The sequence below is a fragment of the Eubacterium sp. 1001713B170207_170306_E7 genome (assembly GCF_015547515.1).
Taxonomy (GTDB): Bacteria; Bacillota; Clostridia; order Eubacteriales; family Eubacteriaceae; genus Eubacterium.
Genome location: NZ_JADMVE010000010.1, coordinates 104,866 through 125,471, shown reverse-complemented (window position 1 = coordinate 125,471; position 20,606 = coordinate 104,866). Strand labels below are relative to the sequence as shown.

Here is a 20,606-nt window from a genome sequence, read left to right as displayed (position 1 = left end):
ACCTGCCGGTTCGCTTTTCACTCGCTGCCAATTTCTTCCAGAAATTGGACTCGGCGTCATTCCCCCGCATGCTTTATGCCTAATATTTCCAGCTCTTTATCGGACAGGCCGATACCGCGCAGCATCAGACGGTTTCCCTTGAGGGACTCAATGGAGTTGATTCCCATACCACCCATCATTTCCTGGATTTCGTGGTTCCAGGCACGCATAAGATTGGTAAGGCGCTCTGCCCCGATTTCCGGATTCAGGCGTTTTACAAGCTCCTCACGCTGGGTGGCAATCCCCCAGTTGCAGCGTCCGCTCTGGCAGTGGCGGCACAGATGACACCCCAGTGCCAGCAGCGCGGCTGTGCCGATATAGCAGGCGTCTGCGCCGAGGGCAATGGCCTTGACAACATCGGCAGAGCTGCGGATACTGCCGCCGACTACGATGGAAATATCATTGCGGATCTGTTCGTCTCTCAGGCGCTGGTCCACTGACGCCAGCGCCAGCTCAACGGGAATCCCGACGTTATCCCGGATACGGGTCGGCGCTGCCCCGGTGCCGCCCCGAAAGCCGTCAATCGCGATAATGTCCGCGCCGGAACGCGCAATGCCCGACGCAATGGCGGCCACATTGTGGACTGCGGCGATTTTGACAATCACCGGTTTGGTATAGCCGGTGGCTTCCTTTAGCGAAAAGATCAGCTGACGCAGATCCTCTATGGAATAAATATCATGATGCGGGGCCGGCGAGATCGCGTCCGCTCCCTCTGGAATCATACGTGTTTTTGACACCTTTTCCCCGATTTTTTTACCGGGCAGATGACCGCCAATCCCGGGCTTTGCGCCCTGTCCCATTTTGATTTCAATGGCGGCGCCAGCCATCAGATAATCCTCATGCACGCCAAAACGTCCGGAGGCCACCTGAACGATGGTGTTGGGGCCGTACTGGTACAGGCCCTTATTCAACCCGCCCTCGCCAGTATTGTAGCAGGTTCCAAGCTCGGTGGCTGCCCGGGCAAGGGACTTGTGGGCATTTTCGCTGATGGAGCCGTAAGACATGGCCGAAAACATCACAGGCAGCTCCAGTTCAATCTGCGGTGGAATCTCGGAAATGATGTTTCCCTCTTTATCCATTTCCAGCTGACCGGGCTTTTTACCCAGGAACACCTTAGTCTCCATGGGCTCACGCAGAGGATCAATGGATGGGTTGGTTACCTGGCTTGCGTTGATCAGCATTTTATCCCAGTATACCGGGTATTCGTTGGGGTTCCCCATGGAGGACAGCAGAACGCCGCCGCTTCCTGCCTGACGGTAAACCTCCTCGATGGTGCTTTGCTTCCAGTTATTATTTTCCTTGAACTGGTTATCGGTCTTGACAATCTTGAGCGCACGGGTAGGACACATGCTCACACAGCGCTGGCAGTCCACACAGCCAGTTTCATCTGCTCTCATAATATCCAGCTCGGCATCATAGCGGTGCACCTCATTGGAGCACTGCCGCTCACAGACACGGCATTTGATGCAGCGGTCTGGATTTCTGACAATTTCATATTGCGGATAAATATAGTTGATTCCCATTGTTTATTCTCCTTCCCGGTTTACTCGAACAATGATAGGCTCACCGCCCTTTGGCGCCCAGATATTGCCCACATCCGGACACACCGCGCGGATGGCGCTTTCCTCACTGGCAATATAGACCACATCGTCCTTTTCTCCGGCTACCATCGAACGCAGCTTGAGCCGGTCATTTAAGGCCATCAGGCCGTCGGTAAAGCCGCACATGATGGAAAAGGGGCCGGTTATCAGCAAACTGGCAAAGGTATTGCGCAGGGTTTTAAAACGTTTGGCCTTATCCGGCGCCAGCTTTTCAATTTCCTCCCAGAAGGGCGCGGCGATGATGCTGGCAATATCCTCAAAATCAAAGACCTGTTTACGGTTCAGGAAATCAATAATATAGGTAATGACCTCGGTGTCAGTCAGGAGTGTACATTTATAATCAAACATTTCAATAAAACGGCGGTTTGCGTCGTAGGAGGAAATTTCCCCATTGTGCACCACCGAGTAGTCCAGAAGAGCAAAGGGATGGGCGCCTCCCCACCAGCCTGGCGTATTGGTCGGATAACGGCCATGGGCAGTCCAGCAATAGCCGTCGTATTCCTCAAGCTTGTAAAAATCACCGACATCCTCAGGAAAGCCGACCGCTTTAAAAACGCCCATGTTCTTTCCGCTTGAAAAGATATAGGCGCCGTCGATGTAGGTATTAATGTAGAACACCGTATCAACGATAAACTTTTCCTCATCGATTTCCCCTTTTTCCTCCTGTATCTTGGTGAAGATGGGATCGACGAAATAGCGCCATATCAAAGGCTCGTCCTTGATGTTTTTATTTTTACGCACCGGTATCCGGCTCAGGTTAACCACATCAAAGTATTTATCCAGATAACGCTCGGTTTCCTGTCTGGCTTTGAAGTCGTCATAAAAGACATGGAATGCGTAGGAATCTGCGTATTCAGGGTAAATCCCATACCCTGCGAAGCCGCCGCCCAGACCGTTGGACCGGTCGTGCATCACCGCGATGGAATCCACAATCTGACTGCCGTTAATCGTGGGCTTTCCCTTTTTATGGATGATTCCCGAGATCGCACAACCGCTTGGAATTCTGACTTGTCCTTCTTTTTTTAACATAGCTCTCTCCTTCTTTGCATAAATTGAGTACTGCATTGTCTCTGATTAAAACAATAAAAAAAGAACATGACGAACCAAGCCCAGACCAAAACTGCAAAAATTATCTTCCAGCCGGTATATGCCATAACGGATAACGCCAGTGTTATCCTTAATATGCGGCATACACAACTTGTTTTGGTCCTGTACGGTTCGAACGCCATTGTTCTTAATTGAGTACTTATTTATTTTTATTATTTATATCATAGATTGTATACAAGTTCAATTAAAAAAAGTCTGACAAGGATTGCAGAATGTATACAATGTGCTTTTGTAAATTTGATGTAATTCTGATAACCATTTCATCGCATTTTTCTTGAAAAACCCCTTTACAAGCCTCCGGAATTGGTCTATAATGACATCACAACTTGAGAGAAACGCGGAAACAACATTCCGCAATTGAAGATAGCAATGGTGCTGTTGAGAGTGTTTTCGCACTTTTAATAGCGCCTTTTTTTATTATCTTTCTTCTTAAGTTTAAAAAGTTAATTATGGTATCTTTCTTCCACGGGCAGTTGCATCTATTTTATCGACGACAAATGCTTCCTTAAACTAACTGTTTATAAGTTCCTCAGGATACCTTAATTAATAAGCGGAGAAACTCCTCAATTTCTCCGCTCCTTATGGAATGATAACCGCGCAGGGGAATCTCCCTTTCCTCTGTCCGGTTCATCTTTCCCTTTACATTATAATCGACCCCATGTATCATTATCATACGTAGAAAAAATAAAATCATATTATCTATATTTAGGAGGCTGTTATGTCTGAAGAGTTAGAAGTAAAAGATTGTAAAAATGATGTTATCGATCTTTTCGGTTCAAAAGTGTTTAATATTACGGTAATGCGTAAGCGTCTGCCAAAGCACATTTACAAATCCATGATGAGTACCATTAAAGAGGATACACCGCTGGATGAAAATGTGGCGGAGGTGGTTGCCAACGCCATGAAGGACTGGGCCTTGGAACAGGGCGCTACCCACTTCACCCACTGGTTCCAGCCTATGACCGGTATCACCGCTGAAAAACACGACGCTTTTATCAGCCCGACTGAAGAGGGCAAGGTCATCATGGAATTCTCCGGCAAAGAGCTGATCAAGGGTGAACCAGATGCTTCCTCTTTCCCTTCAGGCGGCCTTCGCGCGACCTTTGAAGCAAGAGGCTATACCGCGTGGGACCCAACCTCCTTTGCTTTTGTAAAAGGAACCACCCTATATATTCCAACCACCTTTATTTCCTACTCCGGTGAGATTCTGGATAAGAAAACACCGCTTTTAAGATCCATGAAGGTCATCAGTGACGAAGCCATCCGTATTCTCAGACTCTTTGGTAAGACGGATGTTAAAAAGGTTACGACCACTGTCGGCGCTGAGCAGGAATATTTCCTGATCGAAAGAGATATGTACAAGAAGCGCAAGGACTTAATCCTCACTGGCAGAACCCTGTTCGGCTCAAAAGCGCCGAAAGGCCAGGAAAAGGAAGACCACTACTTCGGCCGTATCCGCGGACGTGTCTGCCACTTTATGCGCGATGTTGACCGTGAATTATGGGAGCTCGGTATTCCCTCAAAAACCCGACACAATGAGGTTGCCCCGGCACAGCATGAGCTGGCTCCGGTTTTCTCAACCTCAAACCTGGCTACAGACAATAACCAGCTGATCATGGAAACCCTGCAGCGGGTAGCCTTCAGACACGACCTGCAGTGTCTGCTTCATGAAAAACCCTTTGCCGGCGTCAACGGCTCCGGTAAACATAATAACTGGGCCTTAAGTACCGACACTGGAGAAAATCTGCTGAATCCTGGTAAAACACCCTCCGAAAACCTGCAGTTTTTAACCTTCCTGGTCGCAGTTATCGAAGCGGTCGACCGTTATCCTGAATTACTGCGCTGTACGGTTGCCAGCGCCGGCAACGACCACCGCCTCGGTGCAAATGAAGCCCCGCCAGCCATTGTATCCATCTTCCTGGGCGACCAGCTGACACCAGCGCTCAAGTCACTCGAAACCGGCAAGCCGGTAGAAGAAGCCAAGGATCTGGTTATGGATCTGGGCGTAGACGCAGTGCCAAACTTCATCGTCGACGCAACCGACCGTAACCGTACCTCACCCTTTGCCTTTACCGGTAATAAATTTGAATTCAGAATGCTGGGCTCAAACCAGTCCATCGCCGGCCCGAACATCGCGCTCAACACCATGGTGGCCGAAGTTCTCAGTGAATTTGCTGATAAACTGGAAGCTGCGGACGATTTTGAAACCGCACTGATTGACCTGCTAAGAGCATCCCTTAAGGAACATAAGCGTGTTGTCTTCAACGGCAACAACTATTCTGAGGAGTGGGTAGAAGAAGCAGCGCGCCGTGGCTTACCAAACCTAAAGGCTACCCCGGACGCATTCGCAACCTACTGTGAACCGAAAAATGTTGAACTGTTTGACAAACACGGCATCTACACCCACGGCGAGCTGGACGCCCGTCAGGAAATCCATTTTGAAGATTACAGCAAAACCATCAACATTGAAGCGCTGACCATGCTGAGCATGGCGAAACGCGAGATTCTTCCAGCAGTTCTGGACTACACCAAAGAACTGACAGGTATTTTAAGCCAGAAAAAAGCGCTCGGTGACTTTATCGACGCCACCGCCGAGGAGACTATGCTTGAAAGCATTTCCAAATTATCCGGCTCTCTGGTTAAAAAAGTGGAAATTCTCGACAAAACAGTCATTGAAGCTCAAGGTATTGAAGACGTTCAGAAACAGGCACGCTTCTATCAGAGCAAGGTTCTTGAAGCCATGGAAAGCCTTCGTGTAACCGCAGACGAGCTGGAAACCATGGTCGGTGAAAAATACTGGCCATATCCAATTTATGAAGACCTGCTCTTCTATGTATAATAACCATTTTATGATATAAGCATTTCTTAATCGGCTCAAAGAGGAGTCCGTTATTCTGGAAAACTATCCAGAGACGGCCTCCTCTTTTTTATTATAAAATCTATAAGGAGGTTCTTATGAAAAAATTAGAGATTGTTATCAAACCGGATATGCTGGAAGATTTAAAAGACCTTTTGAACACCTGCGACGTCCAGGGAATGATGATTACCAACATCATGGGCTATGGCAACCAGAAAGGCTTTAAAAAATCCTACCGCGGCACATCCTATACTGTAAACTTTCTGCCAAAAATCAAGGTTGAAACCATCACCGACGATGAAACCGCCGATATTATCATCAAGCTGGTAACCGACCGTCTTACAACCGATGAAATCGGCGGCGGCAAAATATTTGTTTACGACGTCGCTGACGTTATCCGTATCCGTACCGGTGAAACCGGATCAAATGCGCTCTGACGCCAGACCGCTGCAATCTTACATTTTCCTATTTACAGTAAAAAATCACATTTAAAACGCACTTATAACAATTTAATATTCAAGCAATTATTTATCAACGGGGATAGATTTTGATTTTTACACATGCTATAAAAATCAAAACCGATCCCTTATTTTTTTATTCAGAAAGAGGTATTATTATGGAAATGCAACAATTAGCAGATATTGTATGGGTTTTCCTTGCCGCATGTCTTGTAATGTTCATGCAGCCAGGCTTTGCCATGGTGGAAACCGGCTTTACCCGTGCTAAAAATGCTGGTAATATTATCATGAAAAATTTCGTCGATTTTATGATCGGTTCTGTCTTGTTTCTTTGTGTCGGCTTCGCCGTAATGTTTGGCGGCGAGGGTGCTTTGATTGGCACCTCTGGTTTTTTCAACCCGACCGCCCTCTCCCTGTCACAGTTTGACGCGGTAACACCCGAACTTTTCATTTTTTTCCAGACCGTCTTCTGTGCCACTGCTGCCACCATCGTATCCGGCGCGGTTGCCGGCAGGACAAAGTTCACTGCTTACTGCATCTGCTCAGCCTTTGTCAGTCTGGTTATTTATCCAATCTCAGGCCACTGGATCTGGGGCGGCGGCTGGTTAGCTCAGATGGGCTTTATCGACTTTGCCGGTTCTACCGCGGTTCACTCCGTGGGCGGCTGGGTTGGCCTGATGGGCGCCATCATGGTCGGCCCGCGTATCGGTAAATATAATAAGGATGGCTCCGCAAACGCGATTCCAGGGCATTCCCTTACCTTAGGCGCTCTGGGTGTGTTTATCCTTTGGTTTGCATGGTTTGGTTTTAACTGCGGCTCGACTCTGGCGGTTAACGGTGATATTGGTCATATTGCCATGACCACCAATCTGGCTGCCTGTGTGGGCGGCCTGACTGTTATGTTCTTTACCTGGATCCGCTACGGCAAGCCCGATGTTTCCATGACCCTTAATGGTGTGCTGGCCGGACTGGTGGGCATCACCGCCGGCTGTCAGGTCATTACCTTATGGGGCTCGCTCCTTGTCGGTCTGGTCTGTGGGATCACGGTCGCTCTCCTGGTACCTTTTATTGACGCCAAGCTTAAAATTGACGATCCTGTCGGTGCGATCAGTGTCCACGGGGGCTGCGGTGTCATGGGTACAATGCTGGTTGGGCTTCTGGCCAACTACGCGCCCGGCACCGAGGATGCCGTCACCGGGCTGCTCTATGGCGGCGGCGCATCCCTGCTGGGCGTACAGCTTCTGGGAATCATCGCCGTGGCCGCCTGGTCTCTGGTTACCTCTGGCGTGATGTTTTTCATCATTAAGAAATTCCACGGTCTCCGGGTACCGCGTGTGGTCGAAATTGAAGGTCTTGACGTTCACGAGCATGGATGCGAAGCCTATGCGGACTTCGTAAGCAGAATCCAATAAGCGTGAGCCCTTCTGAAAAGCCACCATAAATTTGCTCTCCTTCAACAAGCTTCTCTGCCTTCAGTCAGGAGGCTTGTTTTTTTATATGACAGGGCATATAATAAGGCTAACCCACACCCAGATATAAAGGAGTTTTTTATGAACATCATACTCGCCTCGGCGTCTCCACGGCGCAGGGAGCTCATGACAATGGCCGGAATTCCCTTTGAGGCCCGTCCAGTGAACGCCGACGAAACCATTACCTGTTGTACGCCGCCTGAGGGCGCTGTCATGATGCTGGCCTCCAGAAAGGCCCAGCTGGCCGCCGAACAGTTCCCCGACGCCCTGATCATCGGCGCTGACACCATTGTGGCCGCTGGTAAACGTATCTACGGCAAACCTGCCAGCGAATCAGAAGCCTTTGAGATACTCTCCGCCCTTTCCGGCAAAACGCATCAGGTGTTTACGGGCGTCTGTATTTACACCAAATCCGGCGCGCGCAATGCCTTCTGCACACGTACCGACGTCACCTTTTTTCCCCTGTCAGAGAGCGAAATCCGGACATATATTGCCACTGGAGAACCCATGGACAAAGCCGGCGCTTACGGTATTCAGGGAAAAGGCGCACTGCTTGTAGAAAAGATCGCCGGTGATTATTACAACGTAGTTGGCCTGCCCATCAGCCGCCTGGTGCGGGAGCTCAACAGCTTTGAGGCGCAGATAAAATAAGGCGTTTCACTCACCGTTAAAAAGCGAGGCAAGGACAATGCTTGCCATAACCAGAGCCGCCCCAAAACCGCCGCTGAGTGTAAGACGTTCACCCAGTAAAAAGAATGAAAAGAAGGCGGTAAAAATGGGTTCTGAGCAAAGGGCCAGCGATACAAAAACAGCGGACAAATGCTTGAGCGCAACGTTTTGAAGCAGATAGGCTATCACGGTGCAGCCAAGAGCCAGATACACCACCGCAAACCATCCGGCAGGGCCGACCTGCCCCAGCATTTGTCCATCCTCCAGAAGAAAGGCAAAAAAGAAACAGATCGCCGCCGCCACACCGGCCTGAATGGTTGATAAAACCTCTGGTCCAATATTGGTCACATGCTTTGAGCTGTAGGTAATATTGGCCGCATAGGAAACAGAACTGAGCAACGCCAGTACTTCACCCACTCCAAAGCTGAAGCTCCCCTGGCTTCCACATAAAAAATACAGGCCCAGCACGACCAGTCCGACAAACAGAAGCGTGCGTTTTCTGAATTTTTTACCCAGGACAACAAAAGACATAAACGGAGTGAAAATGACCGCCAGGGCCATCAAAAAACCCGCGATGGTCGCACTGCTGTACATGAGCGCCAGCGTTGAAAAAATAAAGGCTGCGGCATTAAAAATACTGATAACTACCGCGTCCTTAACATTATTTTTATTGATCTGTGCTTTGATCTTTTTGTAAAAAAGGCCGTAAAACACTATGAAAGCCAGCAAAAAACGCAGCGCAAGACAATAAAAGGGGCTGATGGTTTCCAACCCTATTTTAGCGACCGGATTCCCAAGTCCCCAGAACATACACTGCAAAATAATAAAGCTTCCGTATATAAAATTTTTCGAGTTTCTCATCAATACACCATTTTCCGCCTTGCCTTTTTCATTTTAGGTAAGTACTACCCAGTCTAAGCCTTTCGGGACAATTCGTCAAGCAATTCTTCAAAATAAAAAACCAGCTAGGATCGTGGTGATCAAAGCTGGCTTTTATTTTTTAATAAAGAGACTTAACTGACAGTAGCGTCCTCCGCTTCTAAAACCACGGCAGTGGGCTGCGGAGCCACTTCTGACTCATCACTGCTCGGTGTCTGATCCGGAATTGGATCAGGCTCAGGTTCAGGCTCCGGTACTGGCGCTGGCTCCGGTGTTGGCTCAGGCTCGGGTACTGGCTCCGGTGCAGGTTCAGGCGTCGGTGCAGGTGTCGGTTCGGGCTCGGGTACTGGCGTTACCACCGGTGTTTCTGGTGCTTCCGGTGTTACGCTTTGTTCAGGAGCGGCAGTGACTTCCTGTACTGGCGCAGCGGTTTCTGTGCTCTGGGAAGCCGAAGATGGTTCTTCTTTACGGTTTTCGGGCTGTTCCAGAGACTGTGTGATCATCGGCAGCGGTGGCTGGGACATCTGGAACGGGCTGGCGTTAGGGTCCATATTGATGGCGTTGCCTTCTGCCTTGCGTTCGATTGGATGGTTCAACACATTAATTTTTCCAGTTGCCACGCTACCAGTAATGTTGGCAGGTGAATTGACATACATGGTATTAATGCTGCCGTCTCCTCCAAGGGTCATCTGTGCCTCGGAGGCAAAATTATCAATAACAGCGCCGTTGGCCAGGGTAACACTGCTTCCCTTTGCGCTGCCAGTCAGCAGCATGGTCTGGATATTTGCGCCCACTGTGGCATCAACCCTGGCGTTCAAATCGAGGGTTTCTACCGGGGCGTTAATGTTCAGCCGGCAGCCTGCGGCTCCTGGACTGACCACGACCTTTTTCATACTGCTGTTAATGGTAACCTCTGTCTGCTGTCCGTCAATGACCATCTGGTCAACGCCGGCATCCGGTGTAATGGTGAGATTACTGCCGCCGGCCACCTGTGAAACCTTAACGTCAGGTATTTTGCCGCCGATCTCAGCTGCTGCCGGACTGCTGACACAAAAGCTGTTACCCTGAGATGCTTTGTCAATCGTCACAATGGTGCCGGTTTTATTGACGATAAGATCCTGGAAACTGGTGTTTTCCAGATGGACGGTTTTGCTGTCCGCATCGGGAATAACGAAAATGTCTCCGTCCACCTGAGTATTGCGGACATAAATATCACCTTCCGCACTTCCCTCCCTAATGGTCATATCGCCCTGAATCTTCTCATTGCTGGTCAGGGTCACAGACCCATCAGCGGCAACGACCGGTTCATTGGTATCATTGGCGCTAACATACTGCACGCAGCCAAAGACAAACAAAGCAATGACAGACATGACAGCAACAGTGGTTGCCATGGACTTTTTCTTCAAAATCGCATTCCCCCTTTTATAGAATTCAATTAACTTTATTGTACCCTAAAACGAGTGAAAGTCACAGCCGATTTCAGTAATAATGAAACTCTTTTGGTAAAATTAAGAAACCCGGCAGCCCATGCTGGCTGCCGGGTCAAAAATCTCTTATAGTCCCCAAAAGAGATCCCGTTCAATGTTTATTTTTTGATTTCTTTGAAGGCTTCTGTCTGAGCTGTAATGCCTTTTTCCGCCGCGAAACGTTCGATGCTGGAAGCGCCGAAGAATCCGTCGATACCGTCGATACGATCAAGAACGTATTTTGCATCTTCCGGTTCTGCAATCGGACCGCCGTGGCAGATAACCATGATATCCGGATTGACCTCGCGGCCGGCTTCCATGATATCACGTACTTTTACAACACAGTCATCCAAAGTTAGCGCGGTTTTTGCGCCAATGGTTCCCTTGGTGGTCAGGCCCATGTGAGCGACTAAAATATCTGCGCCGGCTTCTGCCATCTTGCGCGCCTGATCCGGGTCAAAAACATAAGGTGTGGTTAAAAGCTCAAGCTCGTGCGCTTTGCGGATCATTTCAACTTCCAGATCATAGCCCATATCTGTTTCTTCCAGATTTTGTCTGAAAACGCCGTCGATCAGACCAACGGTCGGAAAATTCTGAACACCACTGAAGCCCATGTCTTTTAACTCTTTTAAGAAAACATCCATAACGCGGAAAGGGTCTGTGCCGCAGACGCCTGCGAGTACGGGTGTATCCTTGACAACGGGCAGTACCTCGGATGCCATTTCAACAACGATCTGGTTTGCATCTCCATAGGAAAGTAAGCCCGCCAAAGAGCCGCGGCCAGCCATTCTGTAACGGCCAGAATTATAGATAATCAGCATGTCTGCGCCGCCGCGTTCGCTGCTTTTAGCGGTGATGCCCGTACCTGCGCCGACCCCTACTAAAATATCGCCTTTTGCTCTCTGTTCCTTGTACATTTTAACGATTTCCGCTCTTGTCTGTTGATTCATGATGGTTCTCCTTTAAATATTATTTATTTGGCAGCCTGCATTAAATCGATTAATTTCTGAGCTGCCGCTTCCGCAAATTCCTTATCATTGACGTGCAGGTCAAATTCTTCCAGATCTACCACATCACGGTTAACCTCGCTGCGAATGGTGTCAAAGAGCACTTTATCCTCTTCTGGTCCATAGAAGGGTTCACCCTCAGCGTCAATACCTGATACGCCCTTAAGCGGCAGCATAATGGTTGCCGGCCCTTTGGCAGCGCTCAGCTTTTCAGCAATCACATGGCCGATTTCTTTATTTTCTAAGGCGGTCGTCCGCATAAGGGTAATCATCGGATTGTGCTTGTACAGATTGCGTCCCTTGAATTTTTCAGGAACCGATTCCATTGGTCCAAAGTTAACCATATCCACTGCGCCGACTGAAACCACCTGTGGAATGCCCATTTTACCGGCTGCTTCCAGACGGTGCGGTCCCGCGGCCAAAATGCCGCCAACCAGCTCGTCGGCCCATTCCGTTGTTGTAATGTCCAGGACGCCCTCGATAAAGCCGCCATCCACCAACGCTTCCATCGACTGTCCGCCCGTACCGGTCGCGTGGAAAATCAGTACTTCGTAGCCTCTTGCCTCCAGGTATTCCTGGGCTGCTGTGAGGCAAGGGGTGGTAACGCCAAACATCGTGGCTGCCACCAGTGGTTTTTTCTCGATCACATGCGTATCTTCAAATTTTACCATTCCTGCAATGGCAAACGCCGCGTTGGCAAAAATTTTGGTGGAGATGGAGTTTAAGCCCGCCACATCCACAACAGACGGCATCATGACAATATCGCTGGTGCCGACATAATTGGATACATCGCCGGAGGCCATGGTTGATACCATTACCTTGGGAACGCCGATGGGCAGCTTACGCATCCCCGGTGTTACCAGAGAGGTGCCGCCGCTTCCGCCAAAGGAAATGATTCCGTCAAACTTACCTTCCTGGTAGAGTTTCGGAATAAGTATTTCCATTCCCTTTGATAAAATCTCTGTCGCATAAGCACGGTCGCCCTTCGCTGCAATTTCCTTTATGTCTGCCCCCGCCGCTCTCGCGACTTCCTCGTTGGAAACATCTGCTTCAAATACCGGTTCAAAAACCCCAGTGTTAATGGTCAGCGTGTTCAGTCCAAGGCTTTCGATCAAATCCTTGACATACGCATACTCATGACCCTTAGAATCAAATGTTCCTGCAATTGCGATTGTCTTCAAATGCATTTACCCCCTGTAAAAGATTCCAGATGATTTTCAGACAGCCGTTGTCTCCCAATAACGGGCATCTGTATTATCCGGTGTACTTATATGATACTGCCAATCCTTTACAAAGTACATGTGCTTATGTCTTTCCGATTTGTGTTTATGTCTGATGTTTAACCGTTTTCGGTGAAACTCCCATGTATTTCTTGAACATTTTGCTGAAATGGGCTACATCTTGATAGCCAACCAGTTCCGCTGCTTCAGAAACCCTTAAGTTTTCCTCCTTCAACAGCTTAGCAGCTTTATGAATTCTAAAGTTGACCAGATACTCTGGAAAGCTGCACCCCACCTCTTTTTTAAACAGTGAACTCAGATGGCTCCTGGACACATGGCAGACCTTTGCCAGATCCAAAAAAGAAATTTCATTCATATAATTTTCCTTGACATATTCCTTTACGAAGCCCGTATAATCATAATATTTGGTGATACCGTTAAGCATTTTAGACATCAGGTCACCCTCGTCGACATCATCGGTCGTCTTAAAGGCCTTGGTAATGTTCATGAGCGACTTTTCTGTGGGAATCCGGTCAAAGGCCGAACCACCGATATAGCCGTGAGCACTGGTATTTTGGTACATATACTGTACATCCACCGGCGTTTTAACCGGCCCCCCATAAAGCATCTTGATAACCTCGGGGCGCCGCTGGTCACAAAGCGCATAAATCGCCTCAATACGATCCTTACTGGCCACCAGGGACAGTGCTTTGGCTGCCCCCAGCATACCGCCCTGGGTAAGGCCAAGATGGACACAAAGGATATCCGTCCCGGCATCCAGCATGGCAGCCGCCTGCCTTTCATCAAATACAAAGGCAACTGTCACCATTTTCCGTTCATGGGCCATGCGAAAGATCTCTACCTCCTGCTCAAAGGCGCTGCCATTTTCCTCCAGCGCCTCCCTGAATTTGCCGTCAATGAGGCCAATGGTTGGATAATTGTTAATGCCGATGAAACCACTTTGCTGTATTTTATCCAGATAAGCCGGCATATTCCTTGTAGGATCTGTGGCATTGAGACCAAAGACCACTGGAAAATCGCCTACCAGCGGGATAAGTTCCCGCACCCCAAACTCATAAACCATATCATTGCTGTTGGCATAAGGTAAAAGTCCGCCGAGAGATCCGCGCCCCATTCCACGAAAAATACCGGAGTTTAGTGCCAGAAGAAAATCAGCGCCGCCCTGAATGGCATACTTCGCCGTCAGTCCTGTCCCAGACGCCACTGCAATCAAATGGTTTTTTGCCTCAATTTCCTCTCTCAACCTCTCCAGAAAAGCTTCCCTCGAAAGCATGCACTTCCCTCCTTATCTTTTTAACCATTATCTAACAAGATGCTTAAAATCAACCTGAGCCGCTGCCTCCGGTTATTAAAAAGCTGATCCGCAACATCTGGCATAACAACATTGAAAATCTAAAAAACTGAAAAGTATTAGACCTGTTAAAATATCAAAATATCAATATTAAAGGCATCTTATGTTAAACTTCAACTTATCAGAGAATGGATATGTTAATTGGACTGCTTAATTTAAATACATCTCATGTTAACCTTCAACCCAATATTGACGGAACCGCTCGTTTGATAACTCCATTTAAATACATCTCATGTTAACCTTCAACCACGACGTTATAACCATTCTGCCCGGACAAGCGCGATTTAAATACATCTCATGTTAACCTTCAACTCCACCATCAAGAAAAAGTTTGAACGTGCCCATTTTTTTAAATACATCTCATGTTAACCTTCAACAAGGAGTGTCTAATAAATATAATGGGGTATTAATAGATTTTAAATACATCTCATGTTAACCTTCAACAAACAGAGCGCACCAACAAGAAAAACATTGAATCGCTTTTAAATACATCTCATGTTAACCTTCAACGCATTAAAAGAACGAAAGTTCTATATGTAAATAATTTTTAAATACATCTCATGTTAACCTTCAACCGGCGCTGAAAGTGGACAGCAGGCCGCAGCGCAGAATTTTAAATACATCTCATGTTAACCTTCAACTTCGGGTCAGCTCTACATCACCGATTTTTTTAATGGATTTTAAATACATCTCATGTTAACCTTCAACATCAAGCAAACCAACGCCAGCCCTTGTCAATCCGTTTTAAATACATCTCATGTTAACCTTCAACGGCAACAGCAATCGGCAGGCCATGAAGTTCTGGATTTTAAATACATCTCATGTTAACCTTCAACATTGGCTTAATCCAATTCGTTGAGCAAATTCAGTTTTTTAAATACATCTCATGTTAACCTTCAACTATGCTGCCTGGTGATCTGGTGGTAGACCTGGACCTTTTAAATACATCTCATGTTAACCTTCAACTCTCTCACACCATCAATTAAATCTCGCGTATGGCTCTTTTAAATACATCTCATGTTAACCTTCAACATCCGAACTTGAAATATCCGTGGGGGACAGCCGTGTTTTAAATACATCTCATGTTAACCTTCAACGACAGTAAGGACAGCGTCCGGTATATGGAAGCCTATTTTAAATACATCTCATGTTAACCTTCAACGATAGCAAACAAGCCATCCTTCCTCTATTTATATTCTCTGAGGCCTTTGCTTTCAAGCCATTTCATAATAAATTTACCAACCGCACGAACTTTTGTCAGCTTTCCTCTCAAACAGCGCTCAAACGATTTATTTTAAAAGGCTTTTGGCCCTCTAAATTTTTTCGCGGCTGGTAAAACCGAATTACAGGAAGAGGTCTTCTGAAGATTCGCAAATACCCATGACTTCTTCTCCAAAGACATTTCCGTTCAGCAATTTTACAATACAGACGAAATCTTCATCTTCGATAATGATTTTTTTCAATTCGTTTTTCAGGGCAATTAATTTTGATGGGGTTATGTCTCCTCTAAATACGGATTTCTGATAATGCACGAGATATTTCTTGCAAATTTTAAAAACCTTGGCCACACGCTTTTCATTGACATCGTAAAATACAAAAGCATAGTTGTAATTAAAATTTTTATTTGTACTCATTGCTTTTCTCCCATATTAAAAGGAACAAAGGATTTTTCTTCAAGAATATCTTTGATCAGCTTATAGCAATCCAGCTTTAACGCGGTACGATAGCTTGTCTTTCGTTTGAGTTTTGGGTGTTCAAACACACTGTCCAGACGGGCTTCAAAGGCTGTAATAAAAATTTTCCGGCCTTCCTCATTCAAAATACAATAATTCAGTTTTTTCTCAAAATGCTTATCCACCTGCAGTTTTCGGTTATTAACCGCATCAAAAATCGTTTTAAAAACAATGGCCGGTTTGAAAACCTCGCATAAATCCAGACTCAGGGAAAACCGCCCCTCTGAAGGCTCATGGAGAAAACTGATCCGCTGGTCAAGATGGGTCTGATAAATAACCGACACTGTTTTGCTGTACAGCAGACTGTTTCCAAAAGAGATCAGCGCGTTGATCGGATTATCCGGCGGCCGCTTGACCCGTTTATTCATAATAAAATCTTCCGGCAGAAAATACTGAAAGCTGCTGTAAAACCGCTGCCACGCTTCACCCTCAGCCTGTAAAATCTGCCTGATATCTTCTGCTTTTTCGAGCTTGTCGGGCAGGTCATGTCTGATCCAGTCAATGGTGGACTTAACGTCCTTTTTATCATGCTTGTAATAATGATACAGCAGCGCATCGAGATTTTTTCCAATACCACTCACAATGGCTTTCGCAATACCCAGGCGCCGACTTTCAAAAGCCTTTACCTGCGCGATGAGCAGCCGTCCGCTGACCAGATGCTCTTTAGGATAAAAGGTGCCACTGTAACCGCCATAATAGTTAAAAAAATGGACGATGATCTCATTCTTTGCCAGAAAATCCAATAGCTTGGTGTTCAGTGATATTTCGGACATACAATAAATCTCACTAACCTGCTCAACTGGAATATACTTGTTACGGCCTCCCACCCGAAAACACAGCGAGTTATCCTTACGGTTCAGCTCACCCATGGAGGTTAAATACTTCGTTGTTCCCATTCCATCTTCTCCTATAAAACACAGTAGTCAAAATACGCGCACGAGCGACATTTTTTATCCGTCTCCCGCTCAGGCGGGAAAGGTTTTTTCAGAAGTGTTTCAATGGCGCAGACCACTTCTTCCAATTCTTTTTCACGCGCCTCGGTTAAGTCCTCATAATAGATTTTCCGCTCAGACTTTTTCTTTTCTATAAATTCGATTTTCCCTCTGCGCTCGATTCCCTTATCCTTCAGAATCTTTAAATAAAACAACACCTGCCATTTGACGGCTTCATAATCAGCGTCCGATTTTTTAATCTCAACCAGATAATCCTTTGTGATCTTATCCAGTCGGATATTTTCAATGCCGATTTCTGTCGACTCATTTTCCTCTGCTCTTATCTCGTGAAGGGCTTTTCCAATTTTTACATTTTCACTGTTACTTTCCAGATTGATCCGGTTTCCATGCAGCCAGCACTGCCGCTTGCAATGAAAATAATAATTGACCAGGGTTCCGTTTACCTTCATCTTCTTTTCCTCATAAAAAGTCGCTTTCACGCTTTAATTTTTCACGGCTGAATTTTCCGTTTTCAAAGAACCGCGCACCATCCTCAAAATAGTACAGCTCACCCAGAAGCTCGTCAGGGCACAGCGCACAGCTGTCAGCAAAGCTTTTGTCAATCTCATAGATAAAGTAGTCCATCTTTGCCTGCACTTCTGATAAACGGACGCGTTTTTCAGCATAAGACATTCCCGCATCCTGCAGTAATACCTCATAGTCTTTCCATACCTCGTTTCCGATAAGGACTTCGCCGTCTTCTCCAGTGACCACCGTATTCAAAAACAGCGCTACCTTCCTCTGGTTATCGTCGATCAGGCGCATTCTTTCCTGCACCTTTGGAAAATTGAAGGTCCACATGTGCCTGTCCCGGAAAGCCTCTAAATTTAAGTCATTTTCTTTCCGGCTCTGTGCCTCAAGGCCTTCTAACACAAGATCATAAAACCCTGTAAATTCTTTATTGATCAAAATTTCCTGCATGGCCTTGTTGGCGCGGGTCAGCCTCAGTTTATCTGTTTTCCGGATATCTTTCTGATAAATCATATCCGGCGAATCCAGATTGTAAAAATACACAACGGCGCCTTTTTTCCGGCAGGAACGGTTGATTCTTCCAAGAAACTGTTCCTCCGCATCCAGAATAGAGGTGTCTTTAAAACCAACATCCATATCGATATCAACCCCTGCCTCAATGACCTGAGTGGCAACCAGTATGATATTTTCCGTTGTCCTCACCTGGTTGATAATCCGTTTCCGCTCTGCCTTATGGTCATCCCCTGTCATCAGCTCAACGGACACCAGATCATTCGCCACAGCTTCCTTTAAACGGTTATAAAACTCAATGGCTGAAGCCTTTTTGATAAACTCGACCACCATTTTGTTTTCAGCATCCGGATTTTTTCTGAGGGTGTTTGAAACCTCAAGCACTTTTTGAAGCAGTGCCTCAAAGGTTTCTTTCGGTTCCAGCTCCAGCATGGAGAAATCCAGCTCTACTCTGTTTTTAAACAGGGGATTCTGAAAATAAATTTCTCTGTTTTTTACAAGATAAGCCACTTTTTCATTTTCAACGCTGAGCCGGTTCAGATCTGGCAGCGTTGCGGACATAATAATCACCTTGAAATTCAGAATACGCGCATAGGCTTTCAGAAAAATAATGATTTCCTTCCAAATCTGGTTTCTATAGCTCTGTATTTCATCGAGAATAATAACGGAATTGGCTAAGTGCGCCAATGGAAATACCGCTTCCCGGTCTGTACCGAAAATTCCCTCAAAAAGCTTAACATGGGTGGTTAATACAATGGGATAGTGCATGAACTGCCGGGCCAAAAGAGACTTTTCATAATCAATTTTGGTCTGGCTGGTATAATCCCATTCGCCTTCTTCGGTAGGTTCTCCATATTTCTTGATCGGCGTAATGCTGTTAATGACACCAATTTTTTCGCTGAGCGCTTTGCCAAAGCATTCTTCCAGAGCATCACGTGTCTGCTCCACCAGGGTGTTAAAAGGAAAAACATAGAAAATCCGGTTGAGCTGTTTATCCTTTTTTATGAGCTGCAAGGCCAGATTGATGGATGTTTTGGTCTTGCCAGAACCGGTGGGCGCCTCCAAAAAAACCACATTCTCCTCTTGGCTTTGCAGCAAATTTTCTTCTGCCTCTAAAAACAACTGGCTTCTTAAAATATTAATATCGCCATCCGGCGCCTGATCCTTTTTAATTTTTCGGATGTTTTTTGTAATGGGGTCTGCGTTAAACGCATCCAGATAGGGCGCAATATCATCCAAGACGCCAAAATCATCAACCGGGACGCCGTTCATGTATTCTGAGGTTGCATAAAAATCGCAGGCGACCAGAATACCATAGAGGAAGCGGGTGTAGATATAAAAGTCAACACACTGCCATGCCTGTTTTTTCTTAATCACCTCAATACTTCCCTCAAAAACAAAATCCAGTTTAACTGGCCACTGGATCGCCTCGAAAACCTTATAAGCGGCGATCTCTTCTTTTTCCTGCCGGAGGCTGTCATCCAGACGTTCCAAAAAATCACTGAAATCATTGAGGCTGCCATGATGCTTTTGAATAATAAAGGTATTCAATAAAAGAAAGATGATTAACACATCAGCGTACGCTCCCCCGATATCGCCCAGTTTTTTAAAATAGTGGTCAAAATAGAGCATGGCAGAAAATCGGGAGTGCCCGCTGTTATTCGACGCTGTCCTTTTAAAGGCTTTATTCCCCATTTTGTCAACCTGAAAATTCGGATTGATTTTTCCCATATCGTGCATATAAATGGTATTGATGATCATTTCACGCCAGAGCCTTGTTTCTTTTTCCGGCCATCCTTTTAAAAAGGTGTTTTCAAAACATAAAAATGTCGGCTCCAGGTGTTTACTGTTGTTGAGCACCGTAAAATAATCTAAAGCCAGGCGCATGTGCTCCTCCAAAAGCTCCGCATCTTTATCCTTATGAATATGTGCGTAAAAGGGCTTATCGCTTTGGATAAGCCCTTCAAAATCAAAAAGTGGTGTATTGTCAAAACAACTGCCTGCATGCTCATACAAAAACATAGCATTTATCCCCCATAGAATAGGCTTCAGCATTATCCGCCAAGGATACTGGCTGATTGGTGAAGGTCATTGGGCAAGTTTCATATTGATTGCAGGCGGGTTCGAGTCCCACCGGCAGCCGTTCTTCGTATTTAAAAGGAGCTTCCCGCAGCTGCAGCCGAGCCATGCCGCCCTCTGCCTGCTGAAGTGTTCCCGCTTTCGACGGAAAAAGACTGCTTATTTTCAAATTTCCACGGTCAGAAACGGGTAATGCCTCTGTAATCTCAACCTGCTCGAGCTGTGCCGAGTGATCATTTTTCCCAAGATAAGGAATGAACGCAAACCGGTAGTTCAGCAATCTTTCTGCCAAGGCTTCTGCATCCTCATCTTCAATAAGAAAAGCAATCTCCCAGCCTGGGTTTTCCAGCCATTGCTCTTTAACAATAAGATTGCCGCCCTCCTCTTTAGACGCATAGCCCACCGAATTGTTAAAGGTCTGTACTTTTTTGGGGACATAGCCCTTTTCATTCAGCGGACAGATGGACACCTTCAGATGCTTCAGCTTTTCATAAAATTCCGGATAGGTTTCTTCTTTGCTCTGTCCGTTATACCCGCGGAAGCCCATAATGGCGCCGAACATTCCCAGTAGGGCGACCTTATGGATACAGCCGTAGGTATAATAGCAGTAAGTATTGACATCCGGCTGTTTGAAAAAGGCGGTCTTCCCCTTTAACAGAAATTTCAGGGCTTTCATT

16 protein-coding genes and 1 CRISPR repeat array are annotated in these 20,606 nt (G+C 46.5%); of the genes, 4 read left to right on the top strand and 12 right to left on the bottom strand.

The annotated features are described in order from the left end of the window. Nucleotides 1-56 precede the first annotated feature (56 nt). Both I2B62_RS19005 and I2B62_RS19000 read right to left on the bottom strand, forming a co-directional pair. Entirely contained in the window at nt 57-1,562 is a 1,506-nt protein-coding gene (locus I2B62_RS19005) for a glutamate synthase-related protein (protein ID WP_195270606.1), read from the bottom strand. Between the two features lie 3 nt (nt 1,563-1,565). After that, nucleotides 1,566-2,669, bottom strand: coding sequence for a glutamine amidotransferase family protein (locus tag I2B62_RS19000; RefSeq protein ID WP_195270605.1), 1,104 nt, complete (start codon nt 2,667-2,669; stop codon nt 1,566-1,568). 796 nt (nt 2,670-3,465) lie between these two features. Here I2B62_RS19000 and I2B62_RS18995 point away from each other — a divergent pair. The 4 genes from I2B62_RS18995 to I2B62_RS18980 all read left to right on the top strand — a co-directional run bounded on the left by I2B62_RS18995 (nt 3,466) and on the right by I2B62_RS18980 (nt 8,182). Beyond that, nucleotides 3,466-5,586: a glutamine synthetase III gene (locus tag I2B62_RS18995; RefSeq protein ID WP_195270604.1), complete on the top strand. Its 2,121-nt coding sequence runs from the start codon at nt 3,466-3,468 to the stop codon at nt 5,584-5,586. Between the two features lie 116 nt (nt 5,587-5,702). Then, nucleotides 5,703-6,041 carry a P-II family nitrogen regulator gene (locus I2B62_RS18990; protein WP_195270603.1) on the top strand — a complete coding sequence of 113 codons (339 nt, stop codon included), beginning with the start codon at nt 5,703-5,705 and terminating at the stop codon, nt 6,039-6,041. 179 nt (nt 6,042-6,220) lie between these two features. After that, the gene (locus I2B62_RS18985; RefSeq protein WP_195270602.1) at nt 6,221-7,474 is read left to right on the top strand and encodes an ammonium transporter; all 1,254 of its coding nucleotides are present in this window, start codon (nt 6,221-6,223) and stop codon (nt 7,472-7,474) included. Between the two features lie 138 nt (nt 7,475-7,612). Beyond that, a complete protein-coding gene (locus I2B62_RS18980; protein WP_195270601.1) occupies nt 7,613-8,182 on the top strand; it encodes a Maf family protein in 570 nt (189 codons plus the stop codon). A gap of 6 nt (nt 8,183-8,188) precedes the next feature. Here I2B62_RS18980 and I2B62_RS18975 read toward each other — a convergent pair whose 3' ends face one another. From I2B62_RS18975 to cas5b, 10 genes are all read right to left on the bottom strand, one after another. After that, nucleotides 8,189-9,061, bottom strand: a complete 873-nt coding sequence (locus tag I2B62_RS18975; protein WP_195270600.1) for a DMT family transporter — start codon at nt 9,059-9,061, stop codon at nt 8,189-8,191. Between the two features lie 152 nt (nt 9,062-9,213). Continuing rightward, a complete protein-coding gene (locus tag I2B62_RS18970) occupies nt 9,214-10,485 on the bottom strand; it encodes a hypothetical protein (protein ID WP_195270599.1) in 1,272 nt (423 codons plus the stop codon). Nucleotides 10,486-10,664: 179 nt separating this feature from the next. Continuing rightward, nucleotides 10,665-11,495 (bottom strand): phosphoenolpyruvate hydrolase family protein, encoded by an 831-nt coding sequence (locus I2B62_RS18965; RefSeq protein ID WP_195270598.1) that lies wholly within the window; start codon nt 11,493-11,495, stop codon nt 10,665-10,667. 23 nt (nt 11,496-11,518) lie between these two features. Further along, nucleotides 11,519-12,733, bottom strand: coding sequence for a Tm-1-like ATP-binding domain-containing protein (locus I2B62_RS18960; protein ID WP_195270597.1), 1,215 nt, complete (start codon nt 12,731-12,733; stop codon nt 11,519-11,521). Nucleotides 12,734-12,878: 145 nt separating this feature from the next. After that, complete coding sequence (locus tag I2B62_RS18955; protein ID WP_195270596.1) at nt 12,879-14,066, bottom strand: phosphoenolpyruvate hydrolase family protein; 1,188 nt, start codon at nt 14,064-14,066, stop codon at nt 12,879-12,881. A 166-nt stretch (nt 14,067-14,232) separates the two neighbouring features. Then, nucleotides 14,233-15,306: a CRISPR direct-repeat array (repeat unit 29 nt; unit sequence TTTAAATACATCTCATGTTAACCTTCAAC). Nucleotides 15,307-15,487: 181 nt separating this feature from the next. Beyond that, a complete protein-coding gene (gene cas2, locus I2B62_RS18950) occupies nt 15,488-15,778 on the bottom strand; it encodes a CRISPR-associated endonuclease Cas2 (RefSeq protein ID WP_195270595.1) in 291 nt (96 codons plus the stop codon). Continuing rightward, a complete protein-coding gene (gene cas1b / locus I2B62_RS18945; RefSeq protein WP_195270594.1) occupies nt 15,775-16,773 on the bottom strand; it encodes a type I-B CRISPR-associated endonuclease Cas1b in 999 nt (332 codons plus the stop codon). The genes cas2 and cas1b overlap by 4 nt, the downstream gene beginning before the upstream one ends. An 11-nt stretch (nt 16,774-16,784) precedes the next feature. Continuing rightward, the gene (locus I2B62_RS18940) at nt 16,785-17,279 is read right to left on the bottom strand and encodes a CRISPR-associated protein Cas4 (RefSeq protein ID WP_195270593.1); all 495 of its coding nucleotides are present in this window, start codon (nt 17,277-17,279) and stop codon (nt 16,785-16,787) included. A 10-nt stretch (nt 17,280-17,289) separates the two neighbouring features. Continuing rightward, nucleotides 17,290-19,872 (bottom strand): CRISPR-associated helicase Cas3', encoded by a 2,583-nt coding sequence (gene cas3 / locus I2B62_RS18935; RefSeq protein WP_195270592.1) that lies wholly within the window; start codon nt 19,870-19,872, stop codon nt 17,290-17,292. Then, entirely contained in the window at nt 19,859-20,605 is a 747-nt protein-coding gene (gene cas5b / locus I2B62_RS18930; RefSeq protein WP_195270591.1) for a type I-B CRISPR-associated protein Cas5b, read from the bottom strand. Before cas5b ends, cas3 begins: the two co-directional genes overlap by 14 nt. Nucleotide 20,606 lies beyond the last annotated feature (1 nt).